A 22,897-nucleotide genomic window follows, 5' to 3' on the forward strand; every position below is an offset into this window, starting at 1 on the left:
CTTATGTACGTTTCCCTATTTTAATTCCACACCTCCATTTTTTCAAACAAGCTCTTCGAATTATGGTACGATGGAAAAAAGTGTGATCGGAGGGGGATACGCTTGCCAAAGCTGAAAAAGCCGTTAAAACTGACCACCAGCCTTGTTACATTAAGAAGCATTGAAGAAGAAGATATACCCGTTCTCTACCCATTAATATATGGAAAAAATGCGGAATGGAAAAAGTGGGATGCTCCTTATTATCCCCTTGAGCCCCATACGATGGACAGCTACAGAAGTCATGAGTACGCCAGAAAGCGGCGTCTGGCCCCTGATGAGCCCGACTCCCGGCTGCTCATCGAAGTGGATGGGATCATTATCGGCACGGTTTCCTATTACTGGGAACACAAACCCTCTCTATGGCTTGAAGTCGGCATCGGGATTTATAACCCCGCCTACTGGAACGGCGGTTACGGATCCGAAGCGCTCAAGCTGTGGATCGGTTATTTATTCCAAACCCTTCCCCTTGCCCGGGTGGGGCTTACCACGTGGTCGCGGAATGAACGGATGATGCGGGTCGGGGAGAAACTTGGAATGAAAATAGAGGGAAGAATGCGGAAAGTGCGTATATATCAAGGGGAATACTACGACTCCATCCGCATGGGCGTCCTCCGGGAAGAGTGGCATCAGCAGGTATGAACCGATGGAAACTCATCAGTGCTCTTCTTCTTTTTACGACGCTTATCTCGTCCTTCCTGGCTTTTAACTTCAGCCGTGCAGATGAAGTCGATGAATTTTCAGCTGCCGCCGCGGATTCTCTTGTCAAGGAGCTCCCCTACGTGTTCGATGATCTGATTGTCAGTTTCGAATCCTATCACAAAGAACCTTCTGAAGATACGGAAGCACAGATAAAAAACGCCCTTTTAACAAAAAGCCTCCAGCGGTTGACCGGAAATCAGCGCCTCCTTAGTACGGCCGAGCGTTCCTCTCTGCTTGAAAAAGGCTGGTTCAATGATTACACTCACACCCTGTTCACTCTGCACGGAATCATCACCGATCATTCCTTTGAACAGAAGACAGAAGAAAACAGTCAAGCATTCATTGAGGCGCTGCGCATGTTAAAGGAAGAGGTCGAAACGATCGTCAACGACCCCGCTTTTTCCATAGAGGATCGTTCCAAGCTGGACGAGCTGACAACAACCATCCAGCAGTTTAATGAAAACCACCGTTGAGAAAATTCTTTACAGTCATGGTTACGGATCAGTAGTGACCCGGCCGGAGGACTACGCAGCCCTGTCTGCGGCACCTGAGTGGTGTGAGTACCCAATGACCAGCATTTTCTCCAGATTCGAAAAAGCTCCCGTAAAGGGAGCTTTTTTTGTCTGTTCAGTGACGATTGTATGACAGGAAACGCACAATCCCCTCTCCTTTTCCATAATCATCCAATTCCGTTTGCCTGAGAATCTTATTTTTTTATACGATTATGGATGCTGATCATTTCTTTAAGGTTTTCCACAGTGCTTTATCAATTGGAATGATCCATGGAGGGCTTTTATCCGTTCACTTTACACAACACGAACAATCGGATACTACATAACTGTTGAAGGAGACGTAACGATGACAAACCAACCCGCACATAAACATTCAAAAAAGAAGAAGAGGGCCGCTCTCTACCAGACCTTATGGAAGTGGCACTTTTACGCAGGTCTTATCTTCGCCCCTTTTCTACTGATTCTGGCAGTTACAGGAGCTGTCTATTTGTTCAAGCCGCAGATTGAAACATTCCTTTACAGTGATTATTATCAGGTCACTGAGTCAGGGGAAGAAGTATCAGCAGCCGAACAGGTTCAGGCGGCTGAAGCAGAATATCCAAGCGCCGTCACCACCGCTTTCAGACCCGGAGAATCTCCTACCCGCTCTAGTGAAGTCAAACTTCAGAACGGAGGAGACAGCCTCACTGTCTTTGTTAACCCCTACTCAGGCGAAACGATGGGATCATTGAACGATGAGGATCGAATCATGGATAAAATCGAGGGAATTCACGGAGAGCTGATGGCGGGAACGACAGGCGACCGGATCGTCGAACTGGCCGCCAGCTGGGCCGTCGTTTTAATTGGGACAGGTCTGTACCTATGGCTCCCCAATAGAAAGAAAGGTCCTGGAGGCGTATGGTTTCCACGGCTGAACAAAGGGAAAAAAATCTTCCGCCGCGATTTACATGCTGTCCCTGCCTTTTGGATTTCTGCCGGCATGCTGTTCTTAATCATGACCGGACTGCCATGGTCTGGATTTTGGGGAACCAACTTTCAGAATATGGCTACGAATACTGGAGAAGGATATCCCCCTTCCATATGGACAGGCAGTGCTCCAACCTCCGATATTGAAACAAAAGATATCGCAGAGGTGCCATGGGCAGCGGAAACCCTGGATGTACCAGTTTCTGACATCCAGGGTCTTACCCCCGTTTCAATTAATGATGTTGTTCAAAAGGCAGAGCAGCTGGATGTTCATTCGTCATACAGCGTTTATTATCCAGACACCCCGGAAGGTGTCTATACTTTATCAGCCTTTCCGCCGCGGGCCCAGGATGAAGCTACTGTTCATATCGACCAGTATACCGGTGCTGTCCTTGCCAATTATCAGTTTGACGACTATGGATGGCTCGGCAAAACGGTCGCTCTCGGAATCACCCTTCATAAAGGAACACAGTTCGGCTTATTTAATCAACTACTGAGCCTGTTGATCTGTCTTGGCATCATACTGGTAGTTGTCAGCGGCTTTTATTTATGGTTGAAGAAGAATCCCGGACACGGGATAGGGGCTCCAAAAGAAATGGATAACAAAAGCAGCAAACCATTTTTCGTTTTACTCATTGTTCTGGGCTTACTCTTTCCTCTGGCTGGGATGTCTTTGTTGATCGCTTTCCTCATTGACTTATGGATTATTAGAAGAGTGGCTCCTTTAAGGAGGTTTTTCCATGAAGCGTAACACGTTGTTCATTCTGGTCGTTTCTCTGGTGCTCCTGACAGGATGTCAGCTGAGAGAAGATGCCGCTTCCCTTTATAAGGAGGAAAACCCTCTGGAGGCAGAAATCTCCGTCCCAGATGATCTGGTTAAGGGCGGATCGGCTGCCATTACGGTCACCCTTACTCAAAACGGGCAGCCTGTAAAAGATCCCGACTTCATTCATATGAACTGGACCCGTCCGGATGGAACGTCCGTGGGCATGAGATCGATGAGGAACCTAAAGGACGGTTCCTACCGTTCAGAACAAAGCCTCGAATTCGATGGCCTGTATTTTCTAAAGGTGCATGCATCAAATGAAGGATCGACCATTACACCAACCAGACAGGTTGTCGTGGGTCAACTGACACCCGAAGATATCCAGTATCTTCAGGAACAGGCTCCCGCCGATATCAAAAACCATGAAGGACACCATTAAAGAAAGGAAGGGTGTAGAAAAAGCCTGTATTAACCAGTTAGAGTTGTGCATTTTTCGTGTGAAGGGTCACTTTCCGCTTAACGGTGGATGAATGCCGCGGGCACGCCCTCAGCTGACTTGGCCTGTGCTGTTCCCGCAGGCATCACCACCGAACGCTCCTCGTGCCGACGTTAGCATATATAGGAGAGAGATTGTGCCCTGCGCAGGATCGCAGATTCAAAAGAACAGGCGCTGATGACCGCTGCCTGAAGGAGTATGAAAAACATTGCCCTCCATCCAACAAGGGCGAGCGGGGTGAAGAAGAATCTTTGTCGAATTGAAAGATTTCCAAAGGAGCGGTGCCCCTTCCACTCCTGCGGAAGAACGAGTGGTCCGAGATCGCCGAGCGTGGGCTTTGCGAGGAAGCTCGGGCGCTCGTCCGCGGAAAGGGAAGGGGCTTTCGCTCCTGGCGGTAAGAAGGAAAAAAAGCTTGTAAAGAAACAGGAGTTTCTTTACAAGCTGAAAGGAAGGCTGTTCCACAGCCTTCCTTTCTTCATCTTTCTTTATTATGCGTTTCACGAATAAGCAGATCCAGTTTTTCTTCCAGACGGTCCAGCTGCCTTTTCTTCTTCCTTGAAGTCATCCCAACAGAAATGACACCAGCGGCAGCAGCGGCAAGAACCAGGAAAAAGATGCCCTGGACAAGCAGATCTCCTACGACCAGACTTCCGGTGGTAAAGAACTTGGCTGCAGACAGGCTCATCCCATCCTCTCCCTCACTTCAAATACCGGTCTTTCAAGAGCTGCTTCAAGTTATCAATATCCTCCTGAATCTCCGCTCCAACATTCGTTTCCATCACTTTTTTCCGTTCCAGTTCCTTATCTACCAGGCGTTTCACAGACAAAACATCCGTTCCGTCACGGAGCACCTCTTCTTTGGAATTGAAGTGCTGGTGGGCTACCAGCTGCATCCCGTAGGAGTTGTACAGCAGCGTGTACCCGGCAATTCCGGTTTTCGGCTGATAGGCTTTTGAAAACCCACCATCGATGACGACCATTTTGCCATTCGCCTTGATTGGGTTTTCCCCTTCGATTTCCTTCACGGGTGTATGACCGTTAATGATATGACCCTGGTCCGGGTTCATATCAAATTCCTCAAGAATTTTCCTGCAGATCTCTTCATCTTCACGAAGGTAATAATACGGATTTTTCTTTTCCTTATGCGTTGACTTGTCACGGATAAAGTAACGTTCAAACGTTGTCATGGCCCGTTTACCGAACAAGGAGGAGTGCTCTCCTGTCCATAGATACCACACCATGTCTGTAGCCAGGTCATCTATAGTATTCGGATTTGCGAAGGCCTGGCGCAGAAATTTCTCAAATTGGTCAAGAAGTTCCCGGCCTGCGTACGTCTGGTTTTCGATCTTCATTTCTTCCATATTTCCATCTTCATCAATCGGAATGCACCCGTGAATGAGCAGATTGCCGTTGTATTTCAAATAGAGACTGCCTTTTTTCATTAAGAACTTCATATGTCTGGCCAGCTTCTCCGAATGCTGCACGGAGAACAACAGTTTATCGATCACTTCCTGCTCTTCGGGAAGCAGACGAGCCGGGTCCTCCGGATCAATGGTCGCAAAACAGGTATTTTCCAACGGATACGTTGTTCCCTGCAGCGTAATTTCCTGACGCTCATAATCGACCTTTTCAAGAAGACGGCGTTCATCCATATTGAAATAGGGGCGGCGTTTGATGATTGGACTTTCCAGCTTGAACTGAATCATGGCAATGGCCTGATGGATTTTAGAAATCTGGACGATTTCATCCTCTGAGGGCTGATAGCCGGATTGGATCTTCGGACGGAAAGGAGCGTTATCATCATAGTACTTTTCGGCGAGCGTCATAAGCGGACGCAGATTGATCCCGTACATATCCTCGATAATATCGAGGTTATTGTAGCGGGCGCAGATACGGATGATATTAGCCAGGCATACCTGGGAGCCGGCATACGCGCCGATCCAAAGCACATCGTGGTTCCCCCACTGGATATCAAGCGAATGGTAGTTCATCAATGTTTCCATAATTTTATCCGGCTCAGGACCCCGGTCGTATATATCCCCGACCACATGAAGATGATCAACGACGAGACGCTGCGTCGTATAGGAAAGGCCGATAAGAAGCTGATCCGCCTGATCGAGGGAAATCAGCTGCTGAACGATTTTATTATAGTAGGATTCTTTATTCGCAAAATCTTCGGTTTTATAGAGCAGTTCTTCCACGATGTAGACGAAAGGCTCGGGAAGGGCTTTGCGGAGCTTGGAGCGGGTGTACTTCGAAGAAGCATAGGAAATCAGTTTGATCATCCGCTCAATCATGACCTCATACCAGAGCTCCAGGTCCTCCCTCCGGTCAAAGGAATTTTTAATGCGCTGCATTTTTTCTTCAGGATAATAAATCAACGTGGCGAATTCGTTCAATTCCTGTTCAGAAAGAATGCCTTTGTACAGATCACTGATCTTTTCACGGACCTTGCCTGATCCATTGCGGAGTACGTGCTGAAAGGCCTGGTATTCCCCGTGCAGATCGCTGACGAAGTGCTCCGTTCCTTTAGGAAGGTTCTGGACAGCCTTTAAATTGATCAGTTCTGTAATCACTTTCTCTTCACTATCGTATTCCTTGGCAAGAAGTTCTAAGTATTTATCCTTTAACACGATGGCTCCTCCTCTCCCGCCGGTTTGGCAGGTTCGATATCTTATATAAAAAGTATAGCAGGTTTTTATATGGACCGCGCGCCTCGGTTTCCGAAGCGGCAGCGGAGACTATCCGATATAGGAAATGTAGACAAACGTCCCGATCCATAAAGCAGCCGCTCCCTGCATAACCCGATAAAGCCCGGTTTCAAACCATGTCAGCTTCCTCTGCTTCTTCGTCTTTCTTATCTGCAGGATGGAAAGCAGACTGCATAGAAGCAGAACCGCAATGGCAAACTCATACAGACTTTCTATTGTGCCCATTCTTCTCCTCCTCGTTCCAAACGGTCAAAGCCGCGGGATGTCCGGAAGCTCGTAAAAGCGCACTCCGATTGTCTTTCCTAAAAAAGCAACGTTAAAACATCAATAAAGAACGGAGCAAAAAGCAGAAATCCCGCTCCGAATAAAAGGATATAAAGGATTTTCGTTACGGGAGGCCGGTTTTCCATTCGATCCATTCTTTCGTTCAGTTCCTTCAGCTCCTGAATGATTTCCTCATGCTGCTTCTCTGTCATCTTTACCTCCAAAAAAAATTGTATGTAAGGGATGATTCCTGTTTTCTATTGTTTCAAAAAAACCGTGAACTGGCAATTCCATCCACCCGGATGGAATAAAAAAAGAGACCCTCTCCAGGGATCTCGTTTGTAACGCTCAGCTTCCAATATAGACACTATCACAGGTCCCCGGCGACGGCTCATAATAACAGTGCTGCTTGTATTGTCCCGCAAAGGGCTGGCCGTACCATGTGTCAGGACATGGGGCGTAGGGGTTGAAATACCAAAGGGCATATTTAGCCGGGTGCTGGCGCCAGTAATCCAGGTTCTTTTTCGCCAGCCTTTTTTCTGTGGAACGTGCCCGGTTATAGAACATGTTTCCTTTTTGAACAGCTTCAAACGAATAGTTCCCGCCCTGAACCTGATAAATAACATCATTGATGTTCCGCACATTTCTAAAATCCAGACAATCCGACTTCGCCCTGTTTACAATGACGTTCCCAACGTACAACATCCCCTGCTTCCCTTCCCCTATGGCTTCTGCACGCATCATCCGGGCCATTAAGGAAACATCTGAATCGTTGTATTGAATTCTCGGCATATCCTCACCTCGACTATTAGTGTATGAAAAAAGCCGCCGGTGATGAATAAACAAGTTCCACCGCCTCAAAAGGTTTACCCCGCCGGCATATCAGCAGGTCCCGGCAGATGGCCTTCCTGCATGCTTGAGATGCCGACGAAGTAAACGGCATCCCTGGAGATGGACAACCCACTGGTTTCCTATGGAAATCTTTTCAAGCGGACGCGTTCATCGATCAGCGTGAACGTTTGGATGCACCATGGTTTTCAAGGAAGCGGCTGTGTCCGCGAGCGCTTGTTCCGCCCGGTCCACGGTTCCTGCCATATTGATAAAACTGTGGACGAGGTCTTCGAAGTGAAGTCTTTCTGCACGCACCCCCGCTTCCTGCAGCTGCCTGTGATACGCCGCCGCCTCTTCCCGGAGGGGATCGAAATGGGCGGTGACAAGTACGGTTTCAGGAAGGCCTTGTTTATCCTCCATGCGAAGCGGAGAGACCTCCACCTTCCCACCCTCTTCCTCGTTGTTTAAATAATGATTGAAAAACCACTTCATTTTCTCGGTTGTCAAGTTATATCGAAAGTTTTCCAGATAACTGTCCGTTGAAAAATCGTAGTTAAGGACCGGCGTGATCAACAGCTGTCCTTGAATAGAAACATCCCGGCTGCCTTTATAATACCCGGAGACGGCTGCGGCCAGATTGCCTCCGGAGCTCTCCCCGCCTACGTACAGGGGGACCTCGGGCCATTGCCGGCGCGCCTCTAAGACAGACTCAAGCGCATCCTCATAAGCAGCTGGGAATTTATGCTCCGGTGCCAGCCGATACCCAACCGAGACAACAATGATTTCTGAATGAACAGCAAGATAACGACAGGCAGAATCGGCACTGTCGATGTCCCCGAACACCCATCCACCGCCATGGAAATAGACGAGAACCGGGAGATTTCCCCTGCCTGAAGGTGTATAGATGCGGACCGGAATGGAATGCCCTTGGGAAGCCCTGATGGAATCATCCCTGGTTTCTACACCATGGACAGGGATTTCAGGAAAATAAGTACGGGCAATCTTGTAGTACTCGCGGGATTGCCGGGGCGTCAGCACATCCAAAGGAGGATGGTGGAGTTCTTTCATTTTGCTGCTGATTTTATGTAGCAGGGCGGATACTTGTTCATTTACTTCAACCGTTTTTTCCATGAAGAGCCTCCTTTCCTTCTTTAGTTTGAAAGGAAACGTGAATACCCCGCTTGTTACGGACTTGTTCAACGGTCTGTTTCTCTCCGGCAATCAAAGCCGCCCGCTTATGAGGAAGATGAACGCGATGAAGAACTTCCCCGCCCAGTCCCTTCATGATGGGAAGGATGATCCTGTTACGGATATCCGGTTCTCCAATGATTCGTTCTGTTTCGTAAGTGAAGAATAAAAATTGAATCATAGACTGCAGCAGCTGCCTTCCTGCCTGCTTGTTCAAATACTTCTCAGGGCCGACAAGGACATGCATGCCAAGGTCTCCCTCACGGTGATCGTAGTAGTGATGAACAGGGTCATCCGCAGCTCTGTAGGCAATTAAGTAGCCTGCCGGTTCTCCATTCCAATCTACAAGGTAACAATCTTTATGTTCGGCTGTAATGGATGACTCCACCCATTCCTTGAATGGTTCCATCGGCAGATCGAGCTGCCAGAAGGGAGCGATGTGCTTCTGATGCATCCACGCATAAAGTGTGTCCGCATCCTCTAACCTCAATGGCCGGAACGTAAAAACATCTTTCTTTTCCAGTTCCGTGATTTCTACGTCAGTGATTTTCAATACGTCAACCCCTTATTAATGAAAATGATTCTCATTATCACAAATTATAGAGCCTGCCGGAAAGCGTGTCAATAAGGTACGAACCCCTCCTCCTCTGATAAAAGTGTTTAGAAAACCAATAAAAAAAGCTGCCGAGAAATTCTCGACAGCCTGACAAGGATTCAGGAGTATGCTGGATGTCCTTATCCAAAATACGTATTGAGTGGCGGAACTATCTGCTTCTTACGGGAGACAACGCCGCTGAGTACAGCCTGGTTCCCATCAAGGGACGTTTCAAAAGCTGCTGCTACAGCCGCTGTTTCACTTCCGACCGCAACGACCGTAGAATCACTTTCAAGGATATCCGTAACGACAAGAAGGAACAGATCCAGCCCTTTTCCGGACACGTTTTTATCCATGGCCGCTTCAAGCTCTGCCTTACGGGAAAGAACGTCGTTCGTATCCACCGTGTTCACCTGAGCGATTTCGACTTTCTTACCGCCCATATCGAATTCCTTGGCATCAAGGGAAATGAGTTCTTCGGCGGTTTTCTCACTGATATCCGCCCCAGCCTTCAACATTTTCAAGCCGTATTCCTCTGCATCGACACCAGCGATTTGAGCAAGTTCCTCCGCTGCACGGCGGTCTTCTTCAGTGCATGTCGGAGATTTGAACAGAAGGGAATCAGAGATGATCGCAGACAGCATCAGTCCTGCCATCGGCTTGGAAACCTCCTGACCTTTTTCCTTATAAAGCTTAAGAAGAATCGTCGCTGTACAACCGACCGGCTCTGCACGATAATACAGCGGTCCGTTCGTTTCAAAGTTGGCGATGCGGTGGTGGTCAATAACCTCAAGAACCGTCACGTCATCAATGTCTGATACACTCTGCTGGCGCTCGTTATGGTCAACAAGAATCACCTGTTCCACTTCATCAGAGACACGCTCTACAAGACGCGGTGCTTCGACGTTAAATTGATCCAGTGCGTATTGGGTTTCCCCGTTCACGTCACCAAGACGTACAGGTTCTACATCCTCTCCAAGGGCTTTTTTCAAGTCCGCATACACAAGCGCAGACGTAATCGTATCCGTATCCGGGTTTTTATGACCGAAAATAAGAGTCTTACTCATTCAAAATCATCCTTCCTATGTAAGTTTACTTGTCCGATACGATTATAAAATAGATTACCGCCTGCGTCCATTACCGCCGCTGTTTTTTGCTTCAGCGGACTCCTTCCCCGCCACTGCTGCTCCATAACCGAGCAGGACCTGGATAATCACCCCTGCATAGGGATCGGCATGAAGCCGTTCAGGGAATATTACCGCGCCCGGAATAAAAAAAGGTACATAAAGAAATAAAAAACAGGGTAGGACATATAGGGTAAGCAGAAAAAAGGTCCGTTTTGATAAACGATAGGAAGACAGGGACACCGGAAGGGCGAGGATGATGCCTGCAGGAATGTAAACGGTCTGCATCAGCAGAAGATAATAATAAATGTGCCCCGATGCCGCGAGCTTCTGCAGATCCGGCTGAAGGACAGCTATTAAGAAAACGTAGAAAAAACAGATCAAGACTTTTCCTATATGGTGGTATTTCGTCATGACAGGTCAGCTCCTTTCCTATCATGTTTATGAAACTATCTTCATTTTCTTGCTTTACACAAGTTTCAGAATATTTTTTTAGGGAATTTCCTAAAAGAGTTTGAGATTACTCTACACTTTATGTTAGAATTCCTTACATAAAGAAAAAAGAGCTACATATCCACGGTGAAATGGATACAAAACTTACAAATTATAAAGAGAGAGGGTAAATCAATGGGATACACGAAAGAACAGATTATTCACGAAGTCAAAGAAAACAAAATTGAATTTCTTATCTTGGAATTCACAGATATGCTTGGGGATACAAAGAACGTAGAACTTCCAGTAGAAGAGCTGGAAATGGTTCTTGAAAACGAAGCAATGTTTGACAGTTCCTCCATTTCCGGATTTTCAGATATTCAGGAAAGTGACATGTATCTCTATCCTGATCTCGACACATTCCTGCTTCTTCCTTCCCTTGTGGATGAAGACCGCAGTGCACGTTTCATCTGTGACATTTACAAGCCCGACGGTACACCGTTTGAAGGCGATCCACGCTTCATTCTAAAGCGCGCCATGCAGGAAGCTGAAGACATGGGCTATTCCGTCAACGTTGGACCTGAACCGGAATTCTTCCTATTCAAGCTGGACAGCGCAGGCTATCCGATCCGTGAAATGAACGACCGCGGCGGATACTTCGATGCTTCTCCGAAAGATAAAGGAGATAAAGTCCGCCGTGACATCGTACGTACCCTTAAAAAATACGGATTTGAAATGGAAGCGTCCCACCACGAAGTAGCTATGGGGCAGCACGAAATCAACTTCCGTTTTGACAGCATGGTGAAAACAGCTGATAACATCCAAACATTCAAAAATGTCGTAAAAGATATTGCAACCAACCATGACTATCACGCAACCTTCATGCCGAAGCCGATTTCCGGAGAAAACGGTTCAGGTATGCACTGTCACCTGTCCTTATTCCAAAACGGAGACAGCGCCTTCTATGATGAGGATGCAAGTGATGGCATTTCCAAAACGATGAAACAGTTCATCGCGGGTATTCTGCACCACGCAAGCGGAATCGCTGCTATTACAAACCCGAACGTGAACTCTTACAAACGTCTCGTTCCGGGTTATGAAGCGCCGGTAAGTGTGGCCTGGTCCCACTCCAACCGCAGCTGTATGGTCCGTGTACCAACAACCCGTGGAAAAGGAACACGCTTTGAAGTCCGTAACCCGGACCCGACTGCCAACCCATACTTGACGCTTGCTGTATTGATCCAAGCGGGTCTTGACGGCATCAAGAAGGAAATGGACGCCGGCGAAGCGGAAAGCCGTAACCTGTATGAAGTGGAAGACGAAAGTGTACCAACTCTTCCAACAAACTTGAAAGAAGCTCTTGGAGCCCTGAACAAAGATGACCTTCTTCTATCTGCACTCGGCGAGCACACATCCGGTGCTTATATCGAAGAAAAGCAAAAAGAATGGACAGAATATTCCCTGCAGGTCAGCAAATGGGAAATCGAAAAATATATGAACAAGTAAGAACCAAAAAAAGCATCTCCTGAATGGGAGATGCTTTTTTGCTGTAGAAAAAGCCTGTGTTAACCAGTTAGAATTGCCCATTTATCGTGTAAGGAGTAGCATTCCGCTTGTAGGTGGATGAATGCCGCGGACGTCCACCACCGAGCGCTCTTCGTGCCGACGTAACAATATATAGGAGAGAGATTGTCCACTAAGCAAATTCGCAGATTAAAAAGAACGGCATGGGCTGCGCTGTTGCCGATTGCGTGGAAAAGAAAAAGCACAGGTGCTGATGACGGCTGCCTCCCGACATATGAAAAAGACTGCAGCGGTGCCCCTTCCACTCCTGCGGAAGAACGAGTAGGCCGAGATCGACAAGCGCGGGTTTTGCGAGGAGGCTCGGGCGCTCGTCCGCGGAAAGAGGAGGGGCTTTCGCTCCTGGCGTTAAGAAAATAAAAACCCGTCCTGTGATGATGACTCTTTCATCAAGGACGGGTTTTCCATTATATGTCTGTTACCTACTTACTCTTTAATTGCATTGGGACCGTAAAGCATCCGGTTCGTACGATGTGTTCCATACTGATCCTTCAGCTCCTGACGCCTTAATTCCCGCTTCAGTTTATTGTAGCTGATCAGCCGCTTTTCTTCCATTTCTCCGTTTTGAATAGCTGTTCTTACCGCACATCCTGGTTCCTTTTCATGACGGCAGTCTCTAAATCGGCAGCTGTCACTTAGAGATTCGATGTCCGAAAACGTGTGATCAAGCTTTTCTTCCCCATTTCCCCATAGCTGCAGCTCTCTCATCCCTGGTGTGTCAATCATACAGGAGCCGCCTGGCAGATGGAACAACTCCCGGTGTGTCGTCGTATGACGCCCCCTGTCATCCTCCATCCTGACCGCCTGTGTCTCCTGAACGTCTTTTTCCAGCAGCGCGTTCATCAGCGTTGACTTTCCGACGCCGGAAGAACCGATGAGAGAAACCGTCAGTCCTTCTGCCAATTCGCCTTTCAAAGCCGCCAGGCCGCTTCCGGTCAGGTTATCAACAGGGTACACGGGGACGCCGGGAGCGGCCTTCTCGATTTGAAAGAGTTGTTTATGGAGTTCGTCGGTCAGGTCTTTTTTTGTACACACAATGACTGGACGGGCACCGCTTTCATACACCTGTTGAATATACCGCTCGATCCTTCTGGGATTCAACTCCCGGGTTAAAGCGGTGACGACAAAAACAATGTCCACATTGGCTGCTATGACCTGTTCTTTATGAGTCCGGCCCGCTTCGCTGCGGGACAGGACCGTCTGCCGGTTTAAAACACGCTGGATCTTCACCCGTGCTCCGTTATTATAAGGCTCGATCACCACCCAGTCCCCTACGGCAGGGAATCCGCTCTCTTCGACCGTATTGTATCGGAAACGGCCGGATACTTCTCCAAAGCGTACGCTGTCGTCATCCACTACGGTGTAGATGCCGTGCGTGGACGTGGCAATCCTTCCTGCCTGTTCCCCTTCTTTCAACTGATCATGAAAATAATTATGAAAATCTTTTCGTTTCATTCGATTCCTCCTGAGTGTTCGGAGGACGCTAAGAGTGGTGTCCTCCTGTTTTTTGCTGGATGCTGATTGTTGTGAACGTTTTATTATTTGACATAAACACCACTCCCCGCTTCTTTGTTCCTTTTAGTTTACCATAGAAGAATGTCCAGTATCTTCCTTTTACTGCAATTATCCACGGGAAACCGCCCGCTTCGCTGACACTGCCGCAAATGTAATGGTCAAGGTGCTGACTATGGTAATAGCCGCAACCCCCTGCATCATATCCCAGAAGACCCATCCGTCAATCAGGACCGTCCGCATACTTTCGAAAATATAGGTGGTTGGATTGATGGCAGCTGCAATCTTGAGCCACTGGGCGTCGATAAGTTCATACGGAACGAACGTGGTGCTCAAAAATATAAGGGGAAAAAAGATGAATGTTCCGGCCTGAGCAGCCTGAGCATTCCCTGTCCGTAAAGCAACGCCGGCGGAATATCCGGCAAAGGCCAGCCCCCATCCGATCGCAATCAATAGAACAAAAAGGACGCCTCCCACCCCTGTCTTCACTTCAAGGCCAAGAAGGAATGCGATGGCGATGATGAGCAGGGTCTGGACAAACAGCTGCAGCATCCCGGCAATGATCGGCCCAAGCACAATAGCCAGACGGGAGGCCGGTGTGAGCAGCAGCCGGGAAAAGAATCCGTTCTCAATATCCTTCACGATACTCTGGCCCGCTCCACCGGCTCCACCGATGGCTGCCGATACAATGGAGACAGGCAGAATAAAAGCTAAGTAGTTGGCCCCATCAAACGTCGGCAGCTGCGCGATCCCGCTCAAACCAGCTTCATAGACCAATAGAAAAAAAGCCGAAATCATGAGGTTGGGAATAAATGAAAAAGGATTTCTCAATGTCGTTTTTATATTTCTTCCGGTCATCAGCCATGTGTCTCTCCAAACATTACTCCCCATCGCTTTTCTTCCCCTCTCCGGTAATCTTAAGAAAAATATCATCCAGGGTCGGCGAGGATAATTGTATGTCCTCGACCTGAATGTTTTCGCGGTCGAGAATGCGGGCTACTTCCAGCAGCTGTCTCGTTCCTTCTTCGACATAAATCAAAATCTTTTCCTGCTTTTTAATGACATCCGCGTCGTTCAGCCCTGCTTTCAACTGCAGAAGGATCTGTTCACTATCCTCCCCTTCGGCAGGCGTGAGGGCGATGAGGTCACTTCCGATCCTTGCCTTCAACTCCTTCGGTGTACCGGTTGCAACGATTTCCCCATCGTTGATAATGCTGATCCGGTCCGCCAGGCTGTCTGCTTCTTCCAAGTACTGGGTCGTTAAGAAAATAGTCGTTCCCTTCTCCTTATTTAAACGCCTCAATTCTTCCCATACAGCCATACGGTTGGAGGGGTCCAGCCCTGTCGTCGGCTCATCCAAAAACAGAACAGCCGGTTCATGAACGAGGGTAAGCGCAAGGTCAAGGCGACGGCGCATCCCGCCGGAATACCGTCCGATTCTCCTGTCTGCGGCCTCCGTCAGTTGAACAATTTCCAACAGCCTCATGGCCCGCTCCCGGCCCTCTTTTTTACCAAAGCCAAAAATCCAGGCCTGCAGTTCAAGCATTTCCCTCCCTGTCAAATCAGGATCCACTCCGGTTTCCTGCAGAGCTACTCCAATGTGACGCCTCACTTTTTCCGGTTCACGGATGACGTCGCAGCCGGCTACATGTGCTGTTCCAGTTGTTGCGTTCATCAACGTGGTCAAGATCTGAACGGTCGTGGACTTTCCGGCTCCATTCGGACCGAGGAAAGCGAAAAACTCCCCTTCGTCCACATGAAAAGAAACATCTTTAACCGCTTGAATTCCGCCTTTTTTAAATGTTTTGGATAAATGTTCAACCTGGATACTTCCATTCACCTTTTCATCAGCCCCTTTATGTAAAAAAATGTTGTACGAACAAGTTTGAAACAGATGGTTCCGGGGTATACTTTTCATTACCTCAACTTATTGAAATGCGCCAAAACTAGACGTTTTTCACTGTTGAAGACATTAAACTCAGATGATAAAATTTTATAAAATTCAGAAAAAAGGAGAGACCCAACAATGATGGAAGCCTTATACCTTTATCCATGGGCAGCACCGCTGCTTGTCGGAATCGCCATTCTTTCCCTGATTGGAACCTACATCAGCTTTAAACAGGAAAAGTACTTACTGATGATGAGTATGGGAATCACTCAGACGCTGATCAGTACTTTCCTCGTCACCGGAGCTGCTCCCGTTCTATTCGGCGTCGGACTTACCCAGATTTATTTAGGAGTCGTCAATGTAAAAAGGGTGAAAGCTGTAAGACAATGAGTAATCATCGTCTTATAGAGCTTTCACCCTTTTTTCGATATAGGCACAGAGGTCCCCTACCGTACCAAAAACGGCAAGCGGATTTTCCAGCAGGGTGGGAGTTCCTGGGATGATTTTCCAATGAGTCAGCAGTGTTTGGAAGGTACGTAAAAAAAGCAGCTGGTTATTACGATAAATTTCCCGAAGGCTGCACTGGGTGGATAGATATTCAAACGCCGGCTGCTGCAGCACGGCTGCATCGAGATGGATATAATAAAGCACACTTTGATAAACCGCTGCCGGAAGGCGTTTATCGGCGGCCCCACCGCTTGTCTCCCTCTCCTTTTTGAAATGCTGAAAGCTGTAAAGATCCGCCACTTGTACCACCTCGTCTTTTTCCTATACTTAAAGATTCTCCACCCCTGTTCCGGATTCCTTCTACGGCAGAAAGAATTCAGCCGGCCTTATCATTACCATTCCTCTATCAATTTTGTTACCTTAAAAGGAAGCATGTATCATGACACCATGACACCTGAACAACGAATCAAGGAGGCAAAACAAATGAACCAAACGATAGAGACTCTGTTGAACCACCGATCCATCCGCAAGTTTAAAGATGAAAAACTGACAGACGAACAGCTGGATACCATCCTGAAAGCCGCCCAGCAGGCATCCACGTCCAGTTATATGATGGCTTACAGCATCATCGGCGTCACGGACGAGGAAAAGAAAACCCAGCTGGCTGAAATCTCCGGACAGGATTATGTAAAAAATAACGGTCACCTGTTGGTTTTCTGCGCGGATCTCTACCGCCACACCTTACACGCCACATCTGCAGAGTATGAGCAGATGCTGTCCAACCTGGAAAACAGCGAGCATTTCCTCGTATCCGCCATCGACGCAGCCCTCGCCTCCCAGAATGCCGCCATTGCTGCTGAAGCGATGGGACTCGGCATCTGCTATATTGGGAGTCTCCGCAACCAGCTGGATAAAGTCGATGAAATCCTTGATCTTCCTAAGCATGTCCTGCCGCTGTTTGGCATGGTCATCGGCGTCCCGGATCATGAGCCGGACCTGAAACCACGCCTGCCGAAGCAAGCCGTGTATTTTGAAAATGGCTACAACAGGGATCATAAGCAGGAGCTTACCGACTTCGATAAGGAAATTGCCGCCTATTACGAGGCAAGGCAGACAAACAACCGCAGTGATTCCTGGACCGATCAGATGCGGCGTCGTTTTACAAAACCGATGCGTATGGATGTGACAGGCATCGTGAAGAAAAAAGGATTCAATAAACAGTAAGGAGAGATCCTCATGTCCTATCAAACGGCAGCCGCGCAGATCGAGCGTGCGGGCCGGATCGTCGTCCTCACAGGTGCGGGGGTCTCAACGGCAAGCGGGATTCCGGATTTCCGCTCCAGTGAAGGATTGTGGACCGAAGATTATTCGCGGGAATACTACATGTCGAATGATTACTTCCAAAGACACCCTGAAGATTTCTGGAAAAAGTACAAAGATATTTTCCAGCTGAAGCTTTTACAGGACTACCGCCCGAACAAAGTTCATCAATTCATCCATGAGCTCGAAACAGTGGACCGGCAAGTGTCCGTCATCACCCAGAACGTAGACGGCCTTCATCAGCTGGCCGGAAGCACGTCTGTCCTTGAATATCACGGCACGTTGAACCAATCGTTCTGCCAGGACTGCGGGCGGGCGTATCCGTTGGAAGATGTGATGCAAGCGGTGGTCCCTGTGTGCCGGGACTGCCGGACAACCCTTAAGCCCGGAGTCATGCTTTTCGGAGACCTCATCACGGCGCATGACGAAGCAGAAAAAATGGTTACCGATGCTGACCTGCTTCTTGTTATGGGGACCTCCCTTCAGGTCACGCCTTTCAGTCTTCTTCCCTATTACGCATGGGAACAAGGAACCGCAGCGTCCATCCTGATCAATAATGAACCGACAGACAAGGATCATTTGTTTGATACCGTTTTACACGATGACCTTTCCCATGCTGTCCAACAGCTTCAAAAATATCTCTAAGAAAACAGTGGCAGAAGCTGGCCGTCAGGCTGTCGAGAAATTCTCGGCAGCCTTTTTTATATGAATGATCCTCTGCTTTTACACTTGTGAAACCGGCTGCGTTTTAAGAAAGAAGCGGAGCGTGGCTGTCCATATAACATGCAGGGAGCAATTAAAGATAACCAGCACTTTTTCTACGGTCTCACGAGCAGCTTCTGCCGATTGGTTTTTTATGAAGGGAGCAGCGCGGCTGTCTTTGCGGTCCAGAGCTCAATGCACGGTCCGGCAAGAAACACAGAAAGCACTGTCCCCAGCCCAACCGGACCGCCGACTCCATAGGCCATCAACGTTGCCAATACAGCAACAACAACCTGAGCACTTCCAAGCCTCATACGAAAACGCTCGCTGATTGAAACAAACAAATCATCGGCTGGCGCCCGTGGGAATCCAGTCTGGATATAAAGCGACAAGCCAAAGGTAGCTGTAATGAGCCCTCCGGTGAAGATCAGGATTTTCATCCAAAGCCCAAGCATGCTGAAATCCCAGTTTCCCATCACAACGATGAGCCAGAAGTCCAGAATCAGACTTTCCAACACGATAGGAATAAAAGCAAGAAGATCCGGCCCCCTTTTTTTCAACCAGGCATTAACAAAAATAACAACAAGCTGGGTGATGCCGAACCAAAAACCGGCGGACATACCGAATCGTTCACTGAATCCGACAAACAAAGCCGTCCAGAACCCCGCCCCGAGGGAAGCTTTCACGACAAGTGCTGTACCGAAATAGACAGTGATGATGCCCATGATATAATAAAATAACCGATTCCATTTCAATGCAGACCCCCCTTTCCATCCCCCTATTTTTCAATTGCCAGGAGGTTATATCCATGCACTTGCAGCGGATTCAATCATTCATCGAAATTGCCCGTTATCAAAGCTTTACAAAAGCAGCCCAGTCACTGCTGATTTCCCAGCCTGCCTTAAGCAGGCAGATGAAAAAGCTGGAGGAGGAGCTCGGATTTCCATTATTCCTAACGTCACGAACAGGAATCGAATTAACCGCAAAATCCAAAGCCCTCCATGAAGAGCTGGCTCCCCTCTTTTCCCAGATCACCAATATCATTGAACACTACCAGACGGAAGGGCGCATACGGTTTGGCTCTACGCCCTACATCAGTACGTATTACATGAATGACTTTATGCCTTCCTTAAATACGATTGATATTCTCGTTACGGAAGTCAGACAGAACAGCCGTGAGCTTCTCCCACTTTTAGAGAACCGCACCATCGATGCAGCGATTGTCGAAGGCCCGCCGGAATGGGAAGATCTCTGCTCATCGTTTCTATTCCGGGACCACTATGTGGCTGCGGTTTCCAATGATTCCCCCCTTGCCGGGCTCGAGGAGGTTTCCATGGGAGACTGCCTGAAGGAGCATCAGATCCTGCCTGCCGAAAACAAGCGGTTTACAGACGCCTTCCAGTACCTGGCTGAAAAAACAGGACGCTCTTACAAAAGCACGGCCGTACATGACCATGCTCATTCCGGATTCGTTTCCCAAGGTATGGGGATTGCCTATTTCCCTGAATTAATGGCAAAACACATCGAATACCGGGGCATCACCTTTCTTCCCATTCAGGAACGCCCGCTTTATAGAGACATGTATCTTGCCTCGACATCACCATCTGCCTTCCAAAGACTCCTCCATGTTTTTGGATAATGGCAGTATAAAACGAATATCCGCGTTATAGGAAATGCCGTTATCGCATGAAGCTATAACTTTTGGACATAAAAAAAGACGCCGGGAGACGGGAGTCCACTAAAAACTCTTACCTATCAAAAGGAGCGGTTAGAGGTTGTTGTTTCTCACGAACCGCTTTTCGATGGATGCCTGCCGCGGACACGGCCTCACCTGCTCCCACAGGCGTCACCATCGAACGCTTATCATGGAAGCCAACGGTGTCCCATCTAAAAAGAGTGATGGATAAAAAATCACTCTCAGCTTGTAGAGAAAACCCTGTTTCCTACCTCATGAAAATACAAAAAAGCAGCCTGCATGGAAGATTTCATGCAGGCTGCTTTATTAAACTTTACCCTTAACGTACCCTCCGTTTTCCAGTGGCCCCGCTGACGGTCCCTTAAAGACTCAGGCAAGTCCCAGTTTTTTGATCAGCGGCTTCAACGTCAGCCCCTGAACAATCAATGAAAACAACACGACCGAAAAGGTTAAAAGCAGCACCTGGTCCCTGCCGTCAAAATCCATCGGCAGACTGAGTGCCAGAGCGACGGACAAACTTCCGCGCAGGCCTCCCCAGTTGATCAGCAGACGCTCCTTGGCATTCAGCTCCTTGATCCATCCCGTACTGACGTAAAGGGCAATCGTCCGGCCGGCCAGGACAATGATGATGGCGCCGGCGATATAGCCCCAGTTTTCCGATAGGTTGATGTTCCGGATCTCCAGACCGACCATAAGGAAGATCAACGCGTTGGCAAGTAGTGTGATGGAGTCCCAAAACGTGTTAATGTTCGTTTTGGTCTGCTCAGACATGCCTATTTTCGCACCGTAATCTCCAAAGACAAATCCAGCGACAACGACGGCAATAACTCCGGACGTATGAAAATGCTCGGCAATAAAATAGCTTCCGAAAAACAACAATGCACTGAAAGCCACTTCGAGCGGATAATCATCAAAAAACCGGATGATCTGTGAAAAGACAAAACCAATGACAAGGCCGACAAACGCACCGCCAATGGCGAACTTCAGGAACATGAATACGCCACTGCCCAGACCGGACCAGCCCATTTCAATATAAGTAAGCAGATAGATACTGGCGATTTTAAATAATACGACGGCGATCCCGTCGTTAAAAAGGGACTCGCCTTCCATAATCGTCGACATCTTCTGAGGAACTCCGAGCGATTTAAAGATCGAGAGTACACTGATGGGATCCGTTGCACTCATCAAAGCTGCAAATGTAAAAGCCACAGCCAGAGGAAGATCGAGGAAAAAGTAGGACGCTGTTCCGATACAGATCGCCGATATAAACGTCCCCATAAACGCAAGTCCCATCACGGTCTTCTTTTGCGAAAACAGATGATGGAATGGCAGCTTCAATGTTGCATCACCAAGTAAAATCGGTAAAAACAACGAGATGATGGTCGCCTGAAATACTTCTGACTGGGTAATGTACCGTTCCGCTTCCTCTATGAACGGCAGTTCTGTCAAGCCCAGTGCAAGACCTACAAGAACGAGCGCAATCGAATCCGGCTCCTTTAATAATTTTGCAATGGCAATGACGGTGACGGAAATGGCTAGTAAGATTAAAATCTGGATGAATACATCATGAAACCCATGCACAGCAAGTGCCCCCCTTTAATGAAAATGACATCTTTAGTCATTCCCCAAACCCTTCTATTGTAAGCATTCCCGTTAAGGGCGGAGCGTAAGTACTTTTCCTTCCTGTTCATTCAACCGGGTGACATGATACTGCCCTTCCACCCAGGGTTCCAGTTGATCATGATACCAGTCACTGCGGAAATGCCCGGACTGCCCCGGTCCGACGACGTGATAGCCCACTTCCGGATCAGTCATATCGATAACAAAGCGCCAGGAGGCTCCGTGGTTGACGAGGCCGTTTTCCTTAAACCCGGCCGCTCTGACGGTTACCCGGCTTCCACTGACCGCACGGGGCTCCCCGGGGTTCAGGAACCGTTCCAAAAAACCGATGCTTGATAACGGATGGGTAAACTCAACCGCATGAAAGCTCCCCCAGGTCCATGCAGAAGGATCCTTCCCAAATTCCTCTTCCAGCTCCTGTATCGTGTTATTAAAAGCCTCAGTAATCAAGGCCGAGCGTCCGCCTGCCTTTTCGACCCAAAGAGATGTTTCTCCTTTCCGGTCTTTTCTCAACAGCTCATCCGTCGTCTGTGCAGAACCCCGGAAAAGGCTTTGAATGGATTCAGGGATGGACGACTGATACAATTCGTTTTCAATGTTGGCCATCCAATGATGGAAAATGAGCGGCTGCGGAAAATTCCGATCGTCTTCCAAGTTCCATTCCTCCATGATTTGAAGCGCCTGCTTCTCCACCTCACCGCGGGCCTTTGTGTTTTCCATCAGGTAAGGAAGGAACTCTTCCGCTTGAAGATTTTTGACATCCATCTGCATGGTCTGAACGTCAGCTGCAGTCACAGCTTCATCACTCTCAAGCATTTCTGCAATCCGTGTGTACCGGTATGGCTGAGCCCAGTTATGGCTGATATGATACGGATACTCCTCCGATACCACTTTGTTGTTGGCTGTTGCCACGTACCCTTGATCAGGATTGATGACCGTGGGCAGCTCATCAAAAGGAATGTAGCTCTGCCACTCATCCTCCGCTTTCCATCCTCTCAACGGCAGAAGCGCATCATCAGGATCGTCGTAAACCGGAATGCGGCCATTGGCTTTATAGGCGATTGTCCCGTCCTTTCCTGCAAATACGAAGTTTTGGGCTGGGGCTGAAAATTTCTCCAACCCTTTTTCAAAGGATTCCCAGTCATCAGCCTGATTCATTTCCAGGATCGCATCCAGTTCTGCTGTCGCATCGAGAGCAGTCCAACGCAGCGACAGGACCGTGTCTCCTCCAGCTCCTTCACTGAATTCGCTGATTACAGGTCCATGCCTCGTCTCGAGCACATCCAGCTGTACATCGCTTCCATCTTTCACCTGGATGGTTTCCTCCATGACGTCCGCCTGCTCCCACTCCCCTTCATATAAAAACTCCTCAGGATTATCCGTGGCCACTGAAAAACTCCTTTTCCTATCAAGAGAAGTGGTTAAAGGTTGTTGTTGATTCTCACGAATCGCTTGTCGATGGATGCTTGCCGCGGGCACGGCCTCAGCTAACTTGGTCAAGAAGATCA

The 22,897-nt window shown here is 48.4% G+C and carries 25 protein-coding genes; 9 read left to right on the forward strand and 16 right to left on the reverse strand.

The genetic code is table 11. From position 1 onward, the window contains the following. Nucleotides 1-111 precede the first annotated feature (111 nt). The 4 genes from GLV97_RS16535 to GLV97_RS16550 all read left to right on the forward strand — a co-directional run bounded on the left by GLV97_RS16535 (nt 112) and on the right by GLV97_RS16550 (nt 3,421). Nucleotides 112-678, forward strand: coding sequence for a GNAT family N-acetyltransferase (locus tag GLV97_RS16535; RefSeq protein WP_423784946.1), 567 nt, complete (start codon nt 112-114; stop codon nt 676-678). After that, entirely contained in the window at nt 675-1,211 is a 537-nt protein-coding gene (locus GLV97_RS16540) for a hypothetical protein (protein ID WP_160890135.1), read from the forward strand. The genes GLV97_RS16535 and GLV97_RS16540 overlap by 4 nt, the downstream gene beginning before the upstream one ends. Nucleotides 1,212-1,596: 385 nt before the next feature. Then, the gene (locus tag GLV97_RS16545; RefSeq protein WP_160890136.1) at nt 1,597-2,967 is read left to right on the forward strand and encodes a PepSY-associated TM helix domain-containing protein; all 1,371 of its coding nucleotides are present in this window, start codon (nt 1,597-1,599) and stop codon (nt 2,965-2,967) included. Further along, entirely contained in the window at nt 2,957-3,421 is a 465-nt protein-coding gene (locus GLV97_RS16550) for a FixH family protein (RefSeq protein ID WP_160835379.1), read from the forward strand. Before GLV97_RS16545 ends, GLV97_RS16550 begins: the two co-directional genes overlap by 11 nt. Nucleotides 3,422-3,953: 532 nt before the next feature. Here the strand turns inward: GLV97_RS16550 and GLV97_RS16555 are convergent. The 9 genes from GLV97_RS16555 to GLV97_RS16595 all read right to left on the reverse strand — a co-directional run bounded on the left by GLV97_RS16555 (nt 3,954) and on the right by GLV97_RS16595 (nt 10,605). Continuing rightward, entirely contained in the window at nt 3,954-4,163 is a 210-nt protein-coding gene (locus GLV97_RS16555) for a hypothetical protein (RefSeq protein WP_160835378.1), read from the reverse strand. Nucleotides 4,164-4,176: 13 nt separating this feature from the next. Further along, nucleotides 4,177-6,111 carry a fructose-bisphosphatase class III gene (locus GLV97_RS16560; RefSeq protein ID WP_160890137.1) on the reverse strand — a complete coding sequence of 645 codons (1,935 nt, stop codon included), beginning with the start codon at nt 6,109-6,111 and terminating at the stop codon, nt 4,177-4,179. A gap of 108 nt (nt 6,112-6,219) precedes the next feature. Then, nucleotides 6,220-6,414 carry a hypothetical protein gene (locus GLV97_RS16565; RefSeq protein WP_160842006.1) on the reverse strand — a complete coding sequence of 65 codons (195 nt, stop codon included), beginning with the start codon at nt 6,412-6,414 and terminating at the stop codon, nt 6,220-6,222. A gap of 77 nt (nt 6,415-6,491) precedes the next feature. After that, the gene (locus GLV97_RS16570; RefSeq protein WP_160835375.1) at nt 6,492-6,665 is read right to left on the reverse strand and encodes a hypothetical protein; all 174 of its coding nucleotides are present in this window, start codon (nt 6,663-6,665) and stop codon (nt 6,492-6,494) included. Nucleotides 6,666-6,801: 136 nt separating this feature from the next. After that, nucleotides 6,802-7,245 carry a cell wall hydrolase gene (locus tag GLV97_RS16575; protein ID WP_160842007.1) on the reverse strand — a complete coding sequence of 148 codons (444 nt, stop codon included), beginning with the start codon at nt 7,243-7,245 and terminating at the stop codon, nt 6,802-6,804. Nucleotides 7,246-7,452: 207 nt separating this feature from the next. Beyond that, a complete protein-coding gene (locus tag GLV97_RS16580) occupies nt 7,453-8,415 on the reverse strand; it encodes an alpha/beta hydrolase (RefSeq protein WP_160890138.1) in 963 nt (320 codons plus the stop codon). After that, nucleotides 8,399-9,025, reverse strand: coding sequence for a GNAT family N-acetyltransferase (locus tag GLV97_RS16585; RefSeq protein WP_237418645.1), 627 nt, complete (start codon nt 9,023-9,025; stop codon nt 8,399-8,401). The genes GLV97_RS16580 and GLV97_RS16585 overlap by 17 nt, the downstream gene beginning before the upstream one ends. A gap of 182 nt (nt 9,026-9,207) precedes the next feature. Then, nucleotides 9,208-10,134 carry a manganese-dependent inorganic pyrophosphatase gene (locus GLV97_RS16590; RefSeq protein ID WP_160835372.1) on the reverse strand — a complete coding sequence of 309 codons (927 nt, stop codon included), beginning with the start codon at nt 10,132-10,134 and terminating at the stop codon, nt 9,208-9,210. A 54-nt stretch (nt 10,135-10,188) separates the two neighbouring features. Then, on the reverse strand, nt 10,189-10,605 hold the full coding sequence (locus GLV97_RS16595) for a hypothetical protein (protein WP_160835371.1): 417 nt from the start codon (nt 10,603-10,605) through the stop codon (nt 10,189-10,191). Between the two features lie 213 nt (nt 10,606-10,818). On the opposite strand from GLV97_RS16595, the gene glnA reads away from it, so the two are divergent. Then, nucleotides 10,819-12,129, forward strand: coding sequence for a type I glutamate--ammonia ligase (gene glnA / locus GLV97_RS16600; protein ID WP_160835370.1), 1,311 nt, complete (start codon nt 10,819-10,821; stop codon nt 12,127-12,129). 501 nt (nt 12,130-12,630) lie between these two features. Here the strand turns inward: glnA and rsgA are convergent. From rsgA to GLV97_RS16615, 3 genes are all read right to left on the reverse strand, one after another. Further along, a complete protein-coding gene (rsgA, locus tag GLV97_RS16605) occupies nt 12,631-13,659 on the reverse strand; it encodes a ribosome small subunit-dependent GTPase A (protein ID WP_160890139.1) in 1,029 nt (342 codons plus the stop codon). A gap of 168 nt (nt 13,660-13,827) precedes the next feature. Continuing rightward, nucleotides 13,828-14,607 (reverse strand): ABC transporter permease, encoded by a 780-nt coding sequence (locus tag GLV97_RS16610; RefSeq protein ID WP_160890140.1) that lies wholly within the window; start codon nt 14,605-14,607, stop codon nt 13,828-13,830. Beyond that, nucleotides 14,597-15,556 (reverse strand): ATP-binding cassette domain-containing protein, encoded by a 960-nt coding sequence (locus GLV97_RS16615; protein WP_337194115.1) that lies wholly within the window; start codon nt 15,554-15,556, stop codon nt 14,597-14,599. Before GLV97_RS16615 ends, GLV97_RS16610 begins: the two co-directional genes overlap by 11 nt. 186 nt (nt 15,557-15,742) lie before the next feature. On the opposite strand from GLV97_RS16615, the gene GLV97_RS16620 reads away from it, so the two are divergent. After that, nucleotides 15,743-15,994 (forward strand): hypothetical protein, encoded by a 252-nt coding sequence (locus tag GLV97_RS16620; RefSeq protein WP_160835365.1) that lies wholly within the window; start codon nt 15,743-15,745, stop codon nt 15,992-15,994. Nucleotides 15,995-16,006: 12 nt separating this feature from the next. On the opposite strand, the gene GLV97_RS16625 is transcribed toward GLV97_RS16620, so the two are convergent. After that, on the reverse strand, nt 16,007-16,360 hold the full coding sequence (locus tag GLV97_RS16625; RefSeq protein WP_160890142.1) for a hypothetical protein: 354 nt from the start codon (nt 16,358-16,360) through the stop codon (nt 16,007-16,009). 174 nt (nt 16,361-16,534) lie between these two features. Between GLV97_RS16625 and nfsA the strand changes: the two genes are divergently transcribed. Next, nucleotides 16,535-17,275 (forward strand): oxygen-insensitive NADPH nitroreductase, encoded by a 741-nt coding sequence (nfsA, locus tag GLV97_RS16630; protein ID WP_160890143.1) that lies wholly within the window; start codon nt 16,535-16,537, stop codon nt 17,273-17,275. A gap of 12 nt (nt 17,276-17,287) precedes the next feature. Then, nucleotides 17,288-18,016, forward strand: coding sequence for an NAD-dependent protein deacylase (locus GLV97_RS16635; RefSeq protein ID WP_160890144.1), 729 nt, complete (start codon nt 17,288-17,290; stop codon nt 18,014-18,016). 209 nt (nt 18,017-18,225) lie between these two features. Here GLV97_RS16635 and GLV97_RS16640 read toward each other — a convergent pair whose 3' ends face one another. Beyond that, a complete protein-coding gene (locus GLV97_RS16640; RefSeq protein ID WP_160835361.1) occupies nt 18,226-18,828 on the reverse strand; it encodes a YczE/YyaS/YitT family protein in 603 nt (200 codons plus the stop codon). Nucleotides 18,829-18,881: 53 nt separating this feature from the next. On the opposite strand from GLV97_RS16640, the gene GLV97_RS16645 reads away from it, so the two are divergent. Continuing rightward, entirely contained in the window at nt 18,882-19,712 is an 831-nt protein-coding gene (locus GLV97_RS16645) for a LysR family transcriptional regulator (RefSeq protein ID WP_160835360.1), read from the forward strand. Between the two features lie 426 nt (nt 19,713-20,138). Here GLV97_RS16645 and GLV97_RS16650 read toward each other — a convergent pair whose 3' ends face one another. Further along, nucleotides 20,139-21,350 (reverse strand): cation:proton antiporter, encoded by a 1,212-nt coding sequence (locus GLV97_RS16650; RefSeq protein WP_160835359.1) that lies wholly within the window; start codon nt 21,348-21,350, stop codon nt 20,139-20,141. Nucleotides 21,351-21,422: 72 nt separating this feature from the next. Then, nucleotides 21,423-22,897, reverse strand: a 1,475-nt coding sequence (locus GLV97_RS16655; RefSeq protein ID WP_160890145.1) for a penicillin acylase family protein, incomplete at its 5' end; no start/stop codon positions are given.

This window comes from Halobacillus litoralis (assembly GCF_009856355.1).
Classification (GTDB): Bacteria; Bacillota; Bacilli; order Bacillales; family Halobacillaceae; genus Halobacillus; species Halobacillus litoralis_B.